Genomic DNA, 18168 nt, shown 5'->3' with positions numbered 1-18168 from the left:
CTATGACATTAACTAAAGTAGAACTCGCCGAGAATCTTATTGAGAAATTCCATCTCAGTAAACGTGAAGCCAAGGATTTAGTCGAAAGTTTTTTTGAGGAAATCCGAATTGCGTTAGAAACTGGGAATGACGTGAAATTATCCGGGTTTGGTAATTTTGAGTTACGCGATAAATCCTCTCGTCCGGGGCGTAATCCGAAAACCGGTGAAAGCGTGCCGGTTTCTGCTCGCCGCGTAGTGGTGTTTAAACCGGGACAAAAATTGCGTAATCGGGTGGAAAAAGTCAAACCGAAAGCCTAATAAGTATAAAAATAAGCTATCAATAATGTCCTTGTTGATAGCTTTTTAGTTTGAGATGTTCTATCAATGCGTGTTTTAAAATCTTTATTGCTTTGTGGTTGTGTGTTGGCGTTAGCTGCCTGTTCCGGCGGATACAAATCCTCGCGCATTAATTACAAAGGTCAAATTAACGATCCCATTATGGCGATTGCTTTATTAAGCGAACAACAACATGAATGGGCGGGAACGCCTTATGTGCTTGGTGGGCTTGGTCGTAATGGGGTGGATTGTTCCGGTTTTGTGCAAACCACGTTTTTTGATCGCTTTGGCATAAAATTACCGCGTCAAACCAAAGATCAAGCTAAATACGGACAATATATCGAAAAATCAGATATTCAAACCGGGGATTTAGTCTTCTTTAAAACAGGCTTAGGACCAAATGGCTACCATGTGGGAATTTATGTGAAAGAGGATAAATTTCTCCATGCCTCAACCAAAGGTGGTGTCGTTTATTCTTCCATGAATAGTGATTATTGGCGCAAAGCCTATTGGCAGGCGAGACGTATTTAAGTGATGTAGAAGAAAAAAATAAAATAAAAAGGTGCGTATAAATGCACCTTTTTATTTGTCTTCAATAGCCTTTTATTAGGTACCTCGCACTAAAAGTGCGGTGGTTTTTAGCCACGTTTTTTACTTCACTTCCTTAAATGCAATCATCTCTTGTTCACTGAAATCAGTCTGATCTTCATCATCAAATTGCATTGGTGTGATATTTTGCTCATCAAATGCAGTATCGCCCTCGATACCTTCAAGCGCTTGACCGTGTTTAATGCCTTTAAAGTCGAAAAGTTTCGGATCACATAAATGAGAAAGGGTAATGTTTTGCATGGCGCTAAACATGGTTTCCAAACGCCCCGGATATTGGCGATCCCAAGTGTTCAACATGTCTTTCACCACTTGTCGTTGCAAATTCGGCTGTGAACCGCACAGGTTACAAGGAATGATTGGGAATTGTTTCGCAACGGCGTATTTCTCAATGTCTTTTTCTTTGCAATAGGCAAGCGGACGAATCACAATTTGTTTGCCATCGTCAGAAATCAATTTTGGCGGCATGGATTTTAATTTTCCGCCGTAGAACATGTTTAGAAACAGCGTCGCCAACATATCATCGCGATGATGCCCTAATGCGATTTTTGTGGCACCAAGTTCGGTCGCTGTACGGTATAAAATCCCGCGACGTAAACGGGAACAAAGAGAACAAGTGGTTTTTCCTTCCGGGATTTTCTCTTTCACAATACCATACGTGTTTTCTTCTACAATTTTGTAATTCACACCAATAGATTGTAAATATTCAGGCAAAATATGCTCCGGAAAGCCCGGTTGTTTCTGGTCTAAATTCACCGCCACAATATCGAAATTGACCGGCGCATTTTGTTGTAGGTTGAGCAAAATATCCAATAAGGTATAGCTGTCTTTCCCACCGGAAAGGCATACCATCACTTTATCGCCTTCTTCAATCATATTGAAATCGGCAATGGCGTTGCCCACATTACGGCGTAGGCGTTTTTGTAACTTATTGAAATTGTAACTTTGTTTCTTTTCTGTTTGGCTTGCTGTATTCATTGTTTCTATTCGGTTATTTGGAAAGCGGCTCATTATATACGAAGCCTCAATTTTTGCATAAATGAATTGAAAAACACGGAAAAAATACACCGCACTTTAGGCTCAGAAAATACAAAGTGCTGTGCTTTCTCATGGTATTTTTGCCAATCTAAGTCAAAAATAAAGCCCTGTTAAACAGGGCCTTGTTATTAATAAAATTGTTAAGAAGGGGGTTAGAAGCTGTATTTCAAATTCGAGAAATAAACGCGTCCTTCTTCCGGATAACCTGCATGATAGTAGTAGTTTTTATCAAACAAGTTGGAGACACCGGCTTCTACGCTGAAGTGTTTTGTTACATCATAGATCACTTTTGCATTGGTAACACCAAAGCCGGAAAGTTTGACTAATTCTGCTTTTTTGCCAATGCCATCAGTGCTATAACGACCTTGTTCCGCTTCTTGGCTGATATAGAACGATAGATTTGGCACAACTTTCCAATCTACATATGCAAAGAATTTATGTTTTGGAATATTCCGAATGATGTAGCTTGTGTTCATTTTGTTTTTCGCACGAGTGTAGGTGTAATTCGCACCGAACGTTAAGTTATCTGTCGCAAAAATAGTTGCCGCAAGTTCTACGCCTTTAAAGACTTCTTTGCCATAGTTGACATTCTTTTCCATGCCATTAGGTTGTTTTACCGGTTCAATGGCATCTTTGATAAGGCACATATACCGGAATCCCGTCAATAAAAATTGGCACACGGCGTGCATCAAAACCGCGTACTAATAAATTATGCTCATTGCGCGCACCGCTACGTTCTAAAAAGACGCCCGGTGTGGTTTTTGCTACATCAGAAACGCGAATTTGGTTGTTTTTTTGTAAATCGGCTTGATTGGTTCGGGCGGTACTCAAATCAGTTGATTTATCGGCAATCACCTCAATTTGTCCAAGCGTAAAAACGTCTTCGGCATAGGCCGCAGCACAAGCCATGGCAATGGCAGTGCAAAGAAGTGTTTTTTTCATTTTAATGTCCCTTTAAATTAACAGGTAAGTGAGAAGTGAAACGAAGTTGCAGCGCGAGGGTAACGGCAGCAAAAATCTTTTCGTCGTTATGGGGGAAATTCTCCCGTAAAGTGCGGTGAGAATTTTTTACGTTTATTTTTCCTTCTGCCAATTCATTCAGTAGAACCGCTAAATCGAGGTTCAACTGTTCGGCAATTTGCGCAATCGAAAAATGCTCAAAAGTCATGATGAGACGATCTAGACTGCAATAACTTGGGTATTTGTTGTGTAAAACGAGATCGGCAAATTGCGTATTGATTTTCACCAGTTTATTTTTCCGGTTAAGCATATGCAGTAACAACGCCACAACCAGTAACACGGCAAAAGTGATATGCACATAAAACAACGTGCCCATTTGCCAACCGAAAAATAATCCGGCACCACTTACCACCACGCAAAACAAACTGATGAGCGATACGCAAAACAGCAAGAATTTATAGATCACCTCAAATTTCATCTTTTCTACCCAACTTGGTTTAGGAAAAACAACGATATGTATATAAACATATAGCGAGATTATTCTAGCAATTTTTCGTTATATATTCAAAAATATATAGTGTTTCGGTAGAATTTGAATTTATTGGATTTAATGACCGCTCTTTTAAGGATATTCACATGAAAAAATACTTCATCTTGTTATTTTCGCTGATTTTCGCGACAAACCTATGGGCAGAGAATACGCCTTCGGCTTTTCTGGCGGGGGAAGTTCCAGCATCTCAACCCATTGAGAAAGTGCTAAGTGCCGGCAACCCGAGTGATGTGCTATTGCTGTCGGTCGCACCACAAAAAATGGTGGGATTGGCAGGCTTTAATATGGCATCTCAGGGCGGTAAATTATTTCCTGCGGAACAACAAGCATTGCCGACGATCGGCAAAATTGCCGGCAAGGGCAGCACACTTTCTGCGGAAAAAATTGTGGCGTTGCAGCCAAATTTGATTATTGATGTGGGGAATGTCACGCCGAATTATATTGACCAAGCTAAGCGTACTTTTGCGCAGACCGGTGTACCTTATCTATTATTAGACGGCAGACTTGCTGCCACGCCAAACACCTTGCGTGAATTGGGAAAATGGTTGGGCGTGGAACAATTAACGGAACAGCAAGCACAATATGCGGAAGAAACCTTAAAAAGTGCGGTCGATTTTTCTGCTGTTTTACAACAAACTGCTTACTTGGCGCGCAGTGCCGACGGCTTGCAAACCGGGCAAAAAGGGTCTATTCACACTGAAGCAATGGAGTTGGTAGGCTTGCGCAATGTGGTGGAAGGGGAACACAAAGGCCTAACGCAAGTTTCCATGGAACAGTTATTGCTTTGGAATCCCGACATCATTCTGACGCAATACGCCGAATTTTTTCAAACCATCAAAAATAATCCGCAATGGAGCCAATTAAGAGCGGTGAAAAATCAGCGCGTTTTTTTCATTCCTAACCAGCCGTTCGGTTGGCTCGATTCACCGCCAAGTTTGAATCGCTTGCTTGGCGTGCGTTGGTTACAACATTTGCTAAGCAACAAGCCGATGGCAGACTTCGCGCCGGAAGTGCAGCGTTTTTATAAATTGTTCTACCACATTGATTTGTCAACTGCACAGGCGGAGCAACTGCTGAAACAAGGACAATAATGCAACAGTTTATTCAACGTTCCCCACGTCTATTCTTTTTGCTGCTGATTGCGTTGTTAATCAGCAGTATTTTGCTTGCCTTGAATGTGGGTAAATTTCCCATTTCACCAAGCCAATTATGGCAAACCCTCATCTGTTCATGGGAGCCTCAATGTAAGATAGATTCGCCCATTCACACTGTGTTATGGCAAATTCGTTCTCCGCGTATTGTGGTGGCGTGTTTAGTGGGGGCGGCGTTGGCTTGTGCGGGGGCAACCTACCAAGGTATGTTTAAAAATCCGTTAGTTTCACCGGATATTTTAGGTGTTTCCGCAGGGGCAGGATTGGGCGCGTCTTTGGCGATTTTTTATAGTTTGCCGATGTTTTACATTCAGCTGTTTGCCTTTCTTGGCGGTATTTCTGCGGTGTTTTGTGTCTCGCTCATTGCTTCTCGTAGCAAGGAGCAAGACCCGATTTTGGTTTTAGTCCTTGCCGGCATCGCCATCGGATCTTTGCTTGGTGCGGGTATTTCTTTGTTGAAAATTCTTGCCGATCCCTTTACTCAACTGCCTTCCATCACGTTTTGGCTGCTCGGTAGTTTAACTGCCATCACGCCGAAAGATGTACTGCAACTGGCACCGATTTTAATGATCAGTATGGCACCGTTATTTTTATTGCGTTGGCGTTTGAATTTGCTTTCCTTGGAAGAGGAAGAGGCGCGCAGTTTAGGTGTGCCGATTAAAGCGACCCGTTATATTTTGATTATTTTCACCACCATTTGCACCGCAAGTGCGGTGTCGATTACAGGCATTATCGGTTGGGTCGGATTGCTCGTGCCACACATTGCACGCTTGTTGGTGGGGGCGAATTTTATTCTGTTGTTGCCAACTTCTTTGTTGCTTGGCGCCAGTTTTCTGTTATTAACAGACACTTTAGCTCGCACCATCGCCGGCATTGAATTACCGTTGGGGATTCTCACTTCTGCGTGCGGCGCGCCGTTCTTCCTTTATTTATTATTACGGGGCAGACGATGAATTTGATCGAAACCCATGATTTAGCCATTGGTTATGGCAACAACGTTTTAATAAACAACATCAATTTCTGTTTAAAGGAAAAACAAATTTGTTGTTTATTGGGGGCTAATGGGGCAGGAAAGAGTACCTTCTTGAAAACCTTGCTCGGTTTACAACCCGCATTGCAAGGCGAAGTCTGCTGGCAACAACAGCCGCTTTCTGTTTATACACAGGCGGAATTGGCACGCAATATCGCTTATGTGCCACAGGCGCACCAACATTTGTTTCCGTTTTTGGTGCAAGACATGGTGTTGATGGGACGTTCTGCCTTTTTAAAGTGGTATCAAACGCCAAAAGCGGAAGATAAAGAATTGACGCTGTCCGCCCTTGCCGGTCTGCAAATTGAACATCTTGCCAAACGTTACTATCCGGAATTGAGCGGGGGAGAGAAACAACTTGTACTCATTGCTCGAGCCATTGCGCAACAAGCTAAATTGTTGGTGATGGACGAACCGACAGCGAGTTTGGATTTTGGCAATCAAATTCGCGTGTTAGAAAAAATTAAACAGCTCCAAGCACAAAATATCGCCTTGCTGATCACGACCCATAATCCGCAACAAGCGATGTATTTAGCCGAAAATATTTTGCTACTCGATCAGCAATACGGGTGCCAACAAGGCGCTCGAGAATCCCTTTTGACCTTAGAAAACTTAGCCAAAATCTACCGCACCTCAACCACACAGCTACAGCAACATTTGCGTTTTTAGCCTATTCTTGACAGAAGACACAACAGCTAAGAACGAAGGTGTAATCTTTTTTTACTTATTTATGGTTATTTATTGATTTATATAGCGATCGTATTATTGCGCGATTTTTTATCAAACTAAGGATTTATCAATGAAAAAATTCCCTCGACTCAGCATTATTAGTTTGGCTGTGATTTCAACTTTTGCACAAGCGGAAAGCACGCAAAAACTAGACGAAATTCAAGTGACGGCAGAAGAACAAGTGAAACAATCACTGGGTGTTTCTGTGGTAACAGCGAAAGATTTAGAACGTAATCCTATTGAAAATGACGCGTCTGAAATTATTGCTAAACAACCGGGCGTAACCTTAAGTACCAACGCACCGGGCGGTGCTCGTGGTAATAAACGTCAGGTGGATATTCGCGCCATGGGGCCGGAAAATACCCTGATTTTGGTGGACGGTAAACCGGTAAAATCCCGTAACTCCGAACGTTACGGCAGAAACGGTACCCGTAATACCCGTGGTGATACCAACTGGGTACCGGCGGATGCCATTGAATCCATTGAAGTGTTGCGTGGGCCGGCAGCAGCTCGTTACGGTTCCGGTGCGATGGGTGGGGTGGTTAATATCAAAACTAAATCTCCGACCAGTGAGTATCACGGCAGTGTGAATCTTTTCACCGAACAACCGGAAGACGGCAAGGAAGGCTATACCAACCGTCTTGGTTTTAACGTCAGCGGTCCGTTAATTAAGGATGTATTAGGTTTCCGTTTATACGGCAACATTGCGAAAACACAAGCGGATGCGTTGGATATCAACTCAGGTGAAGATGCCTTCGTTAATAACAATGCGGGAACACAAGATAATACTCGTTATGCCGGGCGTGAAGGTGTGCGTAACCGTGATGTGGCAGGACAGTTAGTTTGGAATATCACCCCGGATCAAAAATTAACCTTTGATGCAGCATACAGTCGTCAAGGCAATATTTATAACGGGGACACACAAAACAGCTCTGTTTTACTGAATCAAGCCATGAAAACCAGCCGTGATCTTGCGTTACAACATGCGGAAACCTCAACGCTTTACCGTCAAAGTTACGGTTTAACACATGAAGGCAAATGGGGCGTGTTAGATAACCGCACTTATTTCACTTTCGACCAAACCCGTAACTATCATTATCCGGAAGGCTTGTTGGGCAGTACGGAAGGGGCTTACAACGGGTTAAATAAATCTGTCGGTTTACTCAGAAACTACCGTTTTAGCAATGAACTTTATATTCCCTTTGCTTTGGGTAATACCAGCCATATGGTGACTGTTGGTGCGGAAGCGTCCCGTTCTGAATTGGATGATGCTGCTTCTATGACGCAAACCATGCAAGTTTATGCCATCGTGCCTTGGTTAAAAGATAAAGGACGTAGTGGTAAAGTGGCACAAAATGAATGGGCGGCGTTCTTGGAAGACAACATTATGTTGCCAAATAACAAAACCATTGTAACACCGGGCATTCGTTTTGATTCCAGCACGAATTCTAAATCGAACTGGAGCCCGTCATTCAACTTCTCACACCAAGTGAGCGAAAACTGGAAAATTAAAGGTGGAGTAGCAAGATCCTATAAAGCACCGAATCTTTATCAATCTTCCCCAAATTATTTGCTCATTAACGCGAGTAATGGTTGTCCGATTGACAGCGCAAATAACTGGAATAATCCAAATGCGTTAAATTCAACCGGCAGTGTTGTTAAGACAGATGCAAAAGGCAGACAATATACCGTTCTTCAAAACAGTAATCCGAAAGGTTTTGACTGGGGACGTGCTTGTTACTTCTTAGGTAATGAAAATATCAAACCGGAAACCAGCTGGAACAAAGAAATCGGCTTTGAATATGAAAACGAAGGTAAATTGTTCTCCTTGGCGTATTTCCACAATGATTATCGCAATAAAATCGTGTCTAACGGTGAATTCTTAACGACCATTGATGCACCGGCAGGCGGCTATGATCGTGAAATTCGTGCAAGCAATACTCCGGACGGAAGAGCGATTTATCGTAACTACACGGCAACCAATGTTTATCGTTGGGGCAACACACCAAGAGCGATTATTGAAGGGGTTGAAGGTAATATCACATTACCATTCTTAGATGATGCGATTTTATTCAGTACCAATCTCACCTATATGCTCAAAAATAAAAACAAGGAAACCGGCAATCCGATTTCTCTTGTGCCGAAATACACGGTGAACAGCAATCTTAATTGGAAAATTAATGATCATTGGGATGTGAATACCTCTTACACCCGTTACGGCAAACAAAAAACCGTTGAGAATGCGGAAAACTTTATGCACGTAATTTATAACACCGGTGAAAGCTTGGTGACACAATATCAACTTGGTAGCTACGGCATTTGGGGCGCTAACGTTGGCTATAAATTTAATAACAGTTTAAGCCTACGTGTGGGGGTGAATAATATTTTAGATAAACGTATTTATCGTAACGCCGGCACGGCACGCACCTATAATGAGCGTGGTCGTTCTTACTTTGCGAATTTGAAATACAGTTTCTAAAATTGATTATGTAAAAAAAGTGCGGTGAATTTTCACCGCATTTTTTATGGCAGAAAAACACATAAAAAAACAACCGCACTTTTTCAAGTACGGTTGTTTTGTCTTTCATTAAGAATAAATTATTCTACGCCAACCATTACGGAAGTTGCTTTGATAATTGCATAAGCGTCTTTGCCTACTGCTAAACCTAATTCTTTTACCGCTTCAAGAGAGATGGTAGAAGAAATTACGTTGCCGCCACCGATATCAAGGTGAACGATTGCGTTTACAGAACCGCTTTCGATTGAAACAACTTTACCTTTTAATTGGTTTCTTGCACTGATTTTCATAGAAATTTCCTTGTATTAAGGCCTACAAAAAGTAGGCGGATGAAAAAAGAGTCTGCATTTTACCCATAATTACGATAAAAACCAATACTACTTAAGAGGTGATAGCCCTTTTAAGATTTGCTCAGCGTTTTCTTTACTTAATGCATAACCGTAATATTTTTTGTAAAACGCCTGTGTTTTTTCCACCATATCAATGTCTTGGAATTTTTCTGGGTGGAATAATTGTGCCGCCCACAAAATTTGTAAGGCTTCTTCTGCACTATAACGATCCCATGGGAAAGTCCCCGTCGGGTTGGCATAAATACGATTATTTTTGACCGCACTGATGGATTGCCAAGTTGGATCAGATTTGATTTTCTCAATGGCGACTTGAGATTTATTGCCGCTGCTGCCGATGATAATTACATCCGGATTAGCTTCCACAATGGATTCCATGGTGACAGTCACCATGTTGGCTTGATCCGGTAACACGCTTTTACCGCCGGCTAAACGAATCCATTCACCAATCATGGATTTGCCACCGTCAATCTTAAGTAAATCAGCGCCGCTAGTGATGTGCAATACGGTCGGACGTTTTTCTTCTTTCACGTCTTTAATGCGGGATTCGACGAATTGAATGTTGCCTTCAAGTTCTTTGATGTAACTTTTCGCGATTTCAGGGGCTTTGTCTCCTAAAACCTCGGCAGTGATACTCACAGTTTTCTTTAATCCATCAAAATCTTGAAAACTCACACGCACGCCTTTTAAGCCGGCTTGGCTTACTTCGGTTAGCATGGATTTTTTAGACAACAACACAGCATCCGGTTTTTGGGATAACAATTCTTCCACTTGAATCGTTTCGCCGTTAGTTAGCACCGGAACGTTTTTAATGTTTGGATACACTTCAGCGAACCAAGGATTCGCCGCAATAGCAGTGGTCGTTGCAACTAATTTGTCGGCCCCACCTAATAACAACACGATTTGGTTATTGGCATGCCAAAGGTCAGCGACACGTTCGACGCGATCGGGAATGTTCACTTGGTTGCCGTCCACGTCGGTGACGATTTTTGCCTGTGCAGAAAATGCCAACAGGGTAGCAGCAAAAAGTGCGGTAAGTTTTAGAGATGTTTTTTTCAGGGTCATAAGCACGTCCTCTTAAATATGCGTAATGGCACAGATTTTGCGTCCTAATTCAGGCACCTCAATTAAGCGCAAATCTGTTTGGTAAAGTTCTCGCAGATTGTCTTCTGTGAGAATGTCTTCGGTTAAACCACAGTGCAATTTTCCTTGGGTATTTAAGATGGCCACTTTGCTGTTCGGGATCACATCATGCAAAAGCATCGGGTGATCAGGATTATGGGTGGTCATAATGATGGAAAATTGCTGATGTGATAACTCTTTAATCAGGCTCAAGGTTTTAAATACATTGCCGTAATCCAGGGCGGAAGTGGGTTCATCAAACAAAATCAGTTGCGGCTGTTGCACTAAAATTTTGGCTAAATTGACTAATTGTTTTTCACCGCCGCTCATTTGCATATAAATTTTGTCGGCAAAATGGCTGATACCCAGTTGGGCTAACGCTTGTTCTGCCAAGTGATAATCTTCCTCACGCGGTTTGCCGAACAAACCTAGGTGAGCTGCACGTCCCAGCACCACATAATCCAATACCTTGTATTGATAAGTTTGCGGTGAATGTTGCGATACATAGGCGACTTGACGGGCAATTTGTTTACTTGTCAGATGCTTAATTTCTACATTATTGAGAAAAATTTCGCCCCGTTGTGGTGTGAGTAAACCGGCAATACAGTTCAGCAACGTTGATTTTCCGCGTCCGTTAGCACCGAGGATGGTGACTAATTCACCTGCATTCAGCGTTAAGTCCACACCATTTAATAACGGAATATGAGGCTGATGTTGAAAATAAAGTTGGTTGATTTTTAACATGTCGGCTCCTTATTTCGCGACTTTTTGTTTTACTAATACCCAAGCAAAGAACGGGGCACCAATAAATCCTGTCAGAATGCCGAGTGGAACTTCTTGGGTATATAAGTTGCGTGCTAAGGTGTCGATAATGAGCAAGAATAGGGCTCCGATCAGTGCAGAAAGCGGAAGGGTGCGAAGGTTATTGTCGCCGATAAACATGCGCGCCAAATGCGGAATAATTAAGCCAATCCAACCGATCGTGCCGCTTAAACAGACAGCAGAGGCGGTGAGCAAGGTGGCAAACACGACCATAACATTGCGTTCCAAACGAATATTGGCACCAATTAATTTTGCCTCCCGATCACCTAATGACAATACGTTAATGCGCCAACGCATCATGAGTAAACCGCCGGTAGTAAACAGAATAATCGGGGCGAGCATGCTCAGGTTTTTATAATCCACTTTGGTCAAACTCCCCATTTGCCAATACACAATGTCGGCAAGTTGAGTTTCCGGGTCGGCGAGATATTTGATTAAACCAAGGCAAGCCATCATAAAGCCGGAAATGATAATCCCGGAAAGCACAAGAATAATCGTGGAATCGCGCTGCACCAGTTTTGGCAGGCTCATGGTCATCAACACGGCAATTAAACCGCCCACAAATGCAAATCCCTGAATGGCAAACAACCCGAAACCGAGCAAAATCGCAATGGCTGCGCCAATACAAGCTCCACTGGATACACCTAACAGATCAGGCGACACCAGCGGATTGCGGAAAATCCCCTGAAAGGTTGCTCCCGCCACCGCAAGCGCCGCCCCCACTAAAATAGCGGCAAGAATGCGTGGCAAGCGCAGATTGAAAATAATGTTGTTTTGTACATCGCTAGCATTATTGCCCATTAGGCTTTGTACTACGTTTTCAATCGGAATGGCAAAACGCCCCCACGACAAAGAAAACAAGGCAAGACCGAAAAGCAATAAAATGAGCAAGATAAAAATCAGCGTGTTTTTATTCATGAGAAAAGCGCGGTTAGTTTTTAATGTGGTTCATTATATATGAAATTATATATACCTTTGTAATTTATTTTATATAACGAAATTAAGGGAGTAAGTCAAAACGCGCAGGAAAAATAACTGGACTTTTGTTTTGAGTGATAAAAGTGCGGTCAGTTTTGAGACTGTTTTTCAGAAAACAAAAACGGCATCTATTTCGATGCCGTTTTCTTTTAAAGAGCGGTTAAAAATTACAACACTTTGACAATGCTTTCGCAGAGGTAACGAATATTGTCTTCGGTAATACCGGCAACGTTGATACGGCCTGAGCGCACGGCATAAATGGCAAATTCTTCTTTCAAGCGGTCAACTTGTTCTGCGGTCAAGCCACTGAAAGAGAACATCCCGTTTTGGTTGATGATGAAGCTAAAGTCTTGTTGTGCACCGTATTCTTTAAGCAACTCAACAAAACGGTGGCGCATTTTTTTGATGCGGTCGCGCATTTCGGTGAGTTCGTTTTCCCAGTCTTGGCGCAATTTTGCATCATTTAATACTAATGCAACGGTATTTGCCCCGTGAGAAGACGGGTTGGAGTAGAGGGTACGGATAATGACTTTTACTTGAGTTAATGCTGTTGCAGCAATATCAGAATTTTCTGCCACGACAGTGAATGCACCAACACGCTCGTTATATAAACCGAAGTTTTTAGAGAAGGAGCTTGCCACTAAAAGTTCTTTGTGGTTTTTGGCAAAAGCGCGTAAACCGTAAGCATCTTCTTCTAAACCGTGAGCAAAGCCTTGGTAAGCAAAGTCGAATAATGGCAACCAGCCTTTTTGTGCAGACATTTCAGCCAGTTTGTCCCATTGTTCCGGTGTCGGGTCGATACCGGTCGGGTTGTGGCAGCAACCGTGAAGTAAAACCACATCGCCTTCACCGGCTTGACTTAAATCGGCAATTAAGTTGTCCCAGTCTAAGGCTTTGCGTTCTGCATCGTAGTAACGATATTCGCGGATGTTGATGCCCACCGCTTTGAAAATTGCATTGTGGTTTGGCCAGGTTGGCGTGCTGATCCACACATTTTGGCTGTTAGTTTGGCGTTTAATGAACTCTGCAGCAATGCGGAGCGCGCCGGTGCCACCTAAACTTTGTGCGGTTCTTGCACGGTTATTTTTTACGATATCGGAATTCGCACCAAACAATAATTCTTTGGTACGTGCGTTAAAATCAGCAACACCGTCAATCGGCAAATAGTTTTTGGTATTTTCTTGTTCTAATAAACGTCTTTCCGCTTCTTTTACCGCCTTAACAATCGGGGTATTGCCTTTGGCGTCTTTATACACGCCAATGCCTAAATTAATCTTGTTACTACGGGTTTCGGATTTAAATGCTTCGCCTAAACCTAAAATTGGATCCGCCGGTGCGGCAGTAATCTTTTCAAACATAGTATTATCCTCGGATGGTGGGTGAAAAATCTCTTTAGTTATACTGCTCGGGTTTCTTTTTGACAAGCAATATGTTGCGAAAATGTTAACTATATCAACTTATTTTTTGCCCATTGCAAACCGGATTGATAGTCTTCCGGCAACTCTGTGGCGAGTTTGTCTAGTTGGGCGATAATGACCTTTTTATCCGGATGCGAAAGGTTAATGTGTCCCACTTTACGCCCCGGTCGTACTTCTTTGCCATACCAGTGTAATTGTGCAAAGGCGGTGTTTAACCACTGTGGGTTGTGCTCAGTACCAATCAAATTGACCATCACGCTTGGCGCAGAGACCTTTAATTGCGGCGTAAGCAAATCCAACAATGCGCGCAAATGCAATTCAAATTGACTCACAGCACAGCCAAGTTGGGTCCAGTGTCCGCTGTTGTGTACGCGTGGTGCAAGCTCATTAATTAAAAGCTGATCGCCAACCACAAAACATTCCATTGCCATCACGCCCACATAATTGAGCTCATTCATGATTTTGCTTAACATCATTTCAGCTTGCTGTTGCTGTGCGCTTTGTTGTGGGAAAGTGATATCCATGACACTGTAACGTAATATGCCATTTTGCTGTAAATTGTGAGTGACCGGATAAAAACGAGTCTCGCCGTTACGGAAACGGGCGCCCACGAGAGACACTTCGTAATCAAAGGGAATGAATTTTTCAGCAATGGTTTCCCCAAACAGGTCTTCAGTGATTTGTGCTTTGTTTTCATCAGATACAATCCACTGCCCACGTCCGTCATAGCCGCCCATACGGCGTTTAACAACGACTTTTTCACCGATATCTTGAAATACTTCGTCCCATTGTGATGGTTCTTTCAAGAGACACCAAGGCGAGGTCGGGAGATGTAATTTATCTAATAAGGATTTTTGGCTTAAGCGATCAGCTAATTGTGCGAAGACTTTTTGATTGACGAAATTGGCGTGATTGCCGAGGAGCGTGGTTAGCGGTGTTTTTTCCCAGCGTTCGATTTCTGCGGTAATAATGTCATTCGGCGACAAGTCAAACACCGGCGCATCGAAAGGCAGCGGTTGAACGTGAATATCTAAAGGCGCACCGGCATAGCGTAACATTCTGCCGAGCTGTCCGTTGCCGAGGACATAAATGGTTGGGTAGAGGGCTGATTTTTGCATAGTTTTCTCATTGATTTTTAGGGATGCACAAACGTTCAGGCTTGCGCTACCTTCAGTGATTCATTAAAAAACACGGGAAAAAATGACCGCACTTTTTATATCTGTTGTTTAAAGTGCGGTGGAAATTTTAGCTGTTTTTAAATTCGAGGATCAGGATTGTCCAATACGCTTTGTGTTTGTGTCTGTCTGAACTGATGCAAGCGTTGTGCTAATTCTGCATTATTCATCGCCAAAATTTGCGCAGCTAATAAGCCTGCGTTTGCCGCACCGGCTGGCCCGATAGCTAAGGTGCCGACAGGAATTCCTTTGGGCATTTGCACGATAGAATAGAGGCTATCGACACCACTTAAAATTGCGCTTTTCACCGGAACGCCAAGCACGGGTACGATGGTTTTAGCAGCAATCATGCCCGGCAAATGTGCTGCACCACCAGCGCCGGCAATAATCACTTCATAACCGTTTTGTTGTGCGTTTTCGGCAAACTGGAAGAGTTTGTCTGGCGTGCGATGTGCCGAAACAATTTCGACGTGATAAGGAACATGTAATTGATCGAGAATTTGCGTAGCTTCCTGCATGGTTGCCCAATCACTTTTGGAGCCCATTACTATGGCAATTTTAGGAGATGTTAAAGACATTTTTGCCTCATTCTTGGAGATAAAAAACGGCGCTAGAATAGCATAATGCGCAAACGTTTGCGATAAGTTTGCCAAAGAAAATCCATTTGCAACTTAAGGCTAAAAATCATATCCTTAACGGCACTTTTTAGCCCTTAGAATTAGGTCGTTTTATGTACGCTAAAGCCAAATATAGAAAAGATTATCAAACTCCCGATTTCACTGTTACCGACATTTATCTTGATTTCCAGTTGGAACCTGAAAAAACAGTTGTTGTAGCAACAAGTCAATATCAACGTCTTAACAAAGAAAGTACGACATTACGGTTAGACGGGCATGATTTTCAATTTTCTTCCATTAAATTAAATGGCAAACCATTCTCTCAATATCAGCAGGATAGCGAAAGTTTAACGTTGGATTTGGCGCGAGTAGAAGCAGACCAATTTGAGCTGGAAATTACCACTATTTTAAGCCCGGCCGCCAACACCTCATTGCAAGGCTTGTATCAATCCGGTGAAGCTTTTTGTACACAATGCGAAGCCGAGGGCTTTCGCCAAATTACCTACATGCTAGACCGCCCGGATGTATTAGCGCGTTACACCACCAAAATTACGGCGGATAAAGCGAAATATCCATTTTTACTCTCTAACGGCAATCGCATTAACAGCGGCGATTTGGAAGATGGGCGTCATTGGGTAGAGTGGAATGATCCATTCCCGAAACCAAGTTATTTGTTTGCGTTAGTGGCAGGCGATTTTGATGTTCTGAAAGATCAATTCATTACTAAAACGGGCCGTAAAGTCGCATTGGAATTGTATGTTAATCGTGGCAATTTAGATCGCGCAGATTGGGCAATGCAAAGCTTAAAACGTGCCATGAAATGGGATGAAGAGCGTTTTGATTTGGAATATGACCTAGACATTTACATGATTGTTGCGGTGGACTTCTTCAACATGGGGGCCATGGAAAATAAAGGGCTCAATATTTTTAACGACAAATATGTGTTGGCAAATCCACAAACGGCAACAGATGACGACTATTTAGCCATTGAAAGTGTAATTGCGCACGAATATTTCCACAACTGGACGGGGAATCGAGTCACTTGCCGTGATTGGTTTCAATTAAGTTTAAAAGAAGGTTTAACGGTCTTCCGTGATCAAGAATTTTCCTCTGACACCGGTTCTCGCCCGGTAAATCGCATTAATAACGTGAAGTTTTTGCGTACCGTACAATTTGCCGAAGATGCCGGCCCGATGGCACACCCAATTCGCCCGGAAAAAGTGATTGAAATGAATAACTTCTATACGGTTACCGTGTATGAAAAAGGCGCGGAAGTGATTCGTATGTTGCATACCTTATTGGGCGAAGAAGGCTTCCAAAAGGGCATGAAGTTATATATTGCGGAAAATGATGGTAAAGCCGCAACCTGCGAAGATTTTGTGTCAGCCATGGAACGTGCCAATGATTTGGATTTAAGCCAGTTCCGCCGTTGGTACAGTCAATCCGGCACGCCGGAGTTAACTATCAGTGATCGTTATGATGAAAAAAATCATGTCTATCAATTACAGGTTTCTCAATTAACGCCACCGACAGCCGATCAAATGGAAAAAGTGAATTTACACATTCCGTTGAAAATTGCGTTGTATGATGAAAAGGGTGCAGTACAAACACTCTATGATGCCGATGGCGTTGTGGATAATGTCTTGAACATTACACAAAAAGACCAAACCTTTGAATTTCATAATATTTACACTAAGCCTGTTCCGGCATTATTGTGTGATTTCTCTGCACCGGTGAAATTGGATTACGATTATTCCACTTCACAACTGATTACCTTATTAAAATTTGCTGAAAATGGCTTTATTCGTTGGGATGCTGCACAGATGTTACTTGCTGCAGAGTTACGACGTAACGTTACCAATTATCAACAAGGGCAACCTCTCGATTTATCTGCGGAAACGGCTGCAGTGCTTTATCAAGTTCTAGATAATCATCAAAAAGATATCGAGTTAACCAGTTTAATTCTCACCTTACCGAAAGCAACAGAATTTGCCGAACTATTTAAAACCATTGATCCGGATGCGATCAGTGCTGTACGGGAATTTATGGCACAAACGATTGCCGATAATTTAAAAGAATTATTACTGAAGACTTACAATCAAATTCGTTTGGATGAATATCAAATTAATCGTCAAGATATTGCCTTACGCAAACTGCGCAATGTGTGCTTAAGTTACTTGGCATACAGTAATATTGGCAATAACTTGGTGAATAAGCATTACACTTATTCTAATAATATGACTGATACGCTTGCCGCATTGACTTCTGCAACCCAAGCTAAATTGGCTTGTCGTGACAGTTTATTGGCTGATTTTGAGCAAAAATGGCAACATGACGGTTTAGTCATGGACAAATGGTTTGCTTTACAAGCGACACGTCCGGAAGACAATGTGCTGCAAAATGTGATGCAGTTAATGGATCATCCAAGTTTTAATTTTAATAACCCGAATCGCGTGCGCTCTCTCATTGGTGCCTTCGCAGGACAAAACTTAAAGGCGTTCCACGCCATTGACGGTTCAGGCTACCGTTTCTTAACGGATATTTTGATTAAACTAAATAAAAGCAACCCACAGATAGCCTCTCGTTTAATTGAACCGTTAATTCGTTTCGCGCGCTATGATGCACAACGCCAAACCTTGATGAAACGAGCGCTAGAACGCATCAGTGAGACAGAAGATTTATCTCGCGATTTATTTGAGAAAATCGAAAAAGCGTTACAGTAAACATGATAAGTGCGGTTAAATTTGACCGCACTTTTTCTATTCTTTTCACAGTTAACTATCCGGAGAG

The 18168-nt window shown here is 42.5% G+C and carries 17 protein-coding genes and 1 pseudogene; 7 read left to right on the top strand and 11 right to left on the bottom strand.

Annotated features, from left to right (window positions below; translation table 11 throughout):
• Positions 1 to 2 precede the first annotated feature (2 nt).
• The gene (locus HMPREF9064_RS04805; RefSeq protein ID WP_006718254.1) at positions 3 to 299 is read left to right on the top strand and encodes an integration host factor subunit alpha; all 297 of its coding nucleotides are present in this window, start codon (positions 3 to 5) and stop codon (positions 297 to 299) included.
• Positions 300 to 365: 66 nt separating this feature from the next.
• Positions 366 to 848: a C40 family peptidase gene (locus HMPREF9064_RS04810; RefSeq protein ID WP_006718252.1), complete on the top strand. Its 483-nt coding sequence runs from the start codon at positions 366 to 368 to the stop codon at positions 846 to 848.
• A gap of 120 nt (positions 849 to 968) precedes the next feature.
• Here the strand turns inward: HMPREF9064_RS04810 and ttcA are convergent, their stop codons facing one another.
• The 4 genes and pseudogenes from ttcA to HMPREF9064_RS04830 form a co-directional block, all read right to left on the bottom strand.
• Entirely contained in the window at positions 969 to 1901 is a 933-nt protein-coding gene (gene ttcA, locus HMPREF9064_RS04815) for a tRNA 2-thiocytidine(32) synthetase TtcA (protein WP_006718250.1), read from the bottom strand.
• A 212-nt stretch (positions 1902 to 2113) separates the two neighbouring features.
• Positions 2114 to 2596, bottom strand: a pseudogene (locus HMPREF9064_RS10100) (TonB-dependent receptor domain-containing protein); the annotation flags it as partial.
• Positions 2583 to 2870 carry a TonB-dependent receptor plug domain-containing protein gene (locus HMPREF9064_RS10095; RefSeq protein WP_407641379.1) on the bottom strand — a complete coding sequence of 96 codons (288 nt, stop codon included), beginning with the start codon at positions 2868 to 2870 and terminating at the stop codon, positions 2583 to 2585. The pseudogene HMPREF9064_RS10100 and the gene HMPREF9064_RS10095, both read right to left, overlap by 14 nt.
• 34 nt (positions 2871 to 2904) lie before the next feature.
• Positions 2905 to 3399 carry a hypothetical protein gene (locus tag HMPREF9064_RS04830; RefSeq protein WP_006718244.1) on the bottom strand — a complete coding sequence of 165 codons (495 nt, stop codon included), beginning with the start codon at positions 3397 to 3399 and terminating at the stop codon, positions 2905 to 2907.
• 158 nt (positions 3400 to 3557) lie between these two features.
• On the opposite strand from HMPREF9064_RS04830, the gene HMPREF9064_RS04835 reads away from it, so the two are divergent.
• The 4 genes from HMPREF9064_RS04835 (at position 3558) to HMPREF9064_RS09775 (ending at position 8860) form a co-directional block, all read left to right on the top strand.
• Complete coding sequence (locus HMPREF9064_RS04835; protein WP_006718242.1) at positions 3558 to 4562, top strand: iron ABC transporter substrate-binding protein; 1005 nt, start codon at positions 3558 to 3560, stop codon at positions 4560 to 4562.
• Positions 4562 to 5575, top strand: coding sequence for a FecCD family ABC transporter permease (locus HMPREF9064_RS04840; protein WP_006718240.1), 1014 nt, complete (start codon positions 4562 to 4564; stop codon positions 5573 to 5575). Before HMPREF9064_RS04835 ends, HMPREF9064_RS04840 begins: the two co-directional genes overlap by 1 nt.
• Positions 5572 to 6321 carry an ABC transporter ATP-binding protein gene (locus tag HMPREF9064_RS04845; RefSeq protein WP_006718238.1) on the top strand — a complete coding sequence of 250 codons (750 nt, stop codon included), beginning with the start codon at positions 5572 to 5574 and terminating at the stop codon, positions 6319 to 6321. The genes HMPREF9064_RS04840 and HMPREF9064_RS04845 overlap by 4 nt, the downstream gene beginning before the upstream one ends.
• A gap of 130 nt (positions 6322 to 6451) precedes the next feature.
• Entirely contained in the window at positions 6452 to 8860 is a 2409-nt protein-coding gene (locus tag HMPREF9064_RS09775) for a FepA family TonB-dependent siderophore receptor (RefSeq protein WP_006718236.1), read from the top strand.
• A 119-nt stretch (positions 8861 to 8979) separates the two neighbouring features.
• On the opposite strand, the gene HMPREF9064_RS04850 is transcribed toward HMPREF9064_RS09775, so the two are convergent.
• From HMPREF9064_RS04850 to purE, 7 genes are all read right to left on the bottom strand, one after another.
• On the bottom strand, positions 8980 to 9189 hold the full coding sequence (locus HMPREF9064_RS04850; protein WP_006718235.1) for a TOBE domain-containing protein: 210 nt from the start codon (positions 9187 to 9189) through the stop codon (positions 8980 to 8982).
• An 87-nt stretch (positions 9190 to 9276) separates the two neighbouring features.
• Positions 9277 to 10311, bottom strand: coding sequence for an ABC transporter substrate-binding protein (locus HMPREF9064_RS04855; protein WP_006718233.1), 1035 nt, complete (start codon positions 10309 to 10311; stop codon positions 9277 to 9279).
• 12 nt (positions 10312 to 10323) lie between these two features.
• Positions 10324 to 11112: an ABC transporter ATP-binding protein gene (locus HMPREF9064_RS04860; protein ID WP_006718231.1), complete on the bottom strand. Its 789-nt coding sequence runs from the start codon at positions 11110 to 11112 to the stop codon at positions 10324 to 10326.
• A 9-nt stretch (positions 11113 to 11121) separates the two neighbouring features.
• The gene (locus HMPREF9064_RS04865) at positions 11122 to 12108 is read right to left on the bottom strand and encodes a FecCD family ABC transporter permease (protein WP_006718229.1); all 987 of its coding nucleotides are present in this window, start codon (positions 12106 to 12108) and stop codon (positions 11122 to 11124) included.
• 227 nt (positions 12109 to 12335) lie between these two features.
• Positions 12336 to 13526: an amino acid aminotransferase gene (locus tag HMPREF9064_RS04870; protein ID WP_006718228.1), complete on the bottom strand. Its 1191-nt coding sequence runs from the start codon at positions 13524 to 13526 to the stop codon at positions 12336 to 12338.
• 89 nt (positions 13527 to 13615) lie between these two features.
• Positions 13616 to 14704, bottom strand: a complete 1089-nt coding sequence (gene purK, locus HMPREF9064_RS04875) for a 5-(carboxyamino)imidazole ribonucleotide synthase (protein WP_006718226.1) — start codon at positions 14702 to 14704, stop codon at positions 13616 to 13618.
• Between the two features lie 137 nt (positions 14705 to 14841).
• Positions 14842 to 15339 (bottom strand): 5-(carboxyamino)imidazole ribonucleotide mutase, encoded by a 498-nt coding sequence (gene purE, locus HMPREF9064_RS04880; RefSeq protein ID WP_032998138.1) that lies wholly within the window; start codon positions 15337 to 15339, stop codon positions 14842 to 14844.
• A 152-nt stretch (positions 15340 to 15491) separates the two neighbouring features.
• On the opposite strand from purE, the gene pepN reads away from it, so the two are divergent.
• A complete protein-coding gene (gene pepN, locus HMPREF9064_RS04885; RefSeq protein WP_006718222.1) occupies positions 15492 to 18101 on the top strand; it encodes an aminopeptidase N in 2610 nt (869 codons plus the stop codon).
• The last annotated feature ends 67 nt before the right edge of the window (positions 18102 to 18168 follow it).

Source organism: Aggregatibacter segnis ATCC 33393 (genome assembly GCF_000185305.1).
Lineage (GTDB): Bacteria > Pseudomonadota > Gammaproteobacteria > Enterobacterales > Pasteurellaceae > Aggregatibacter > Aggregatibacter segnis.
Note: the sequence above shows the minus strand (reverse complement) of the source record. Positions and strands in the feature narration are given on the sequence as shown.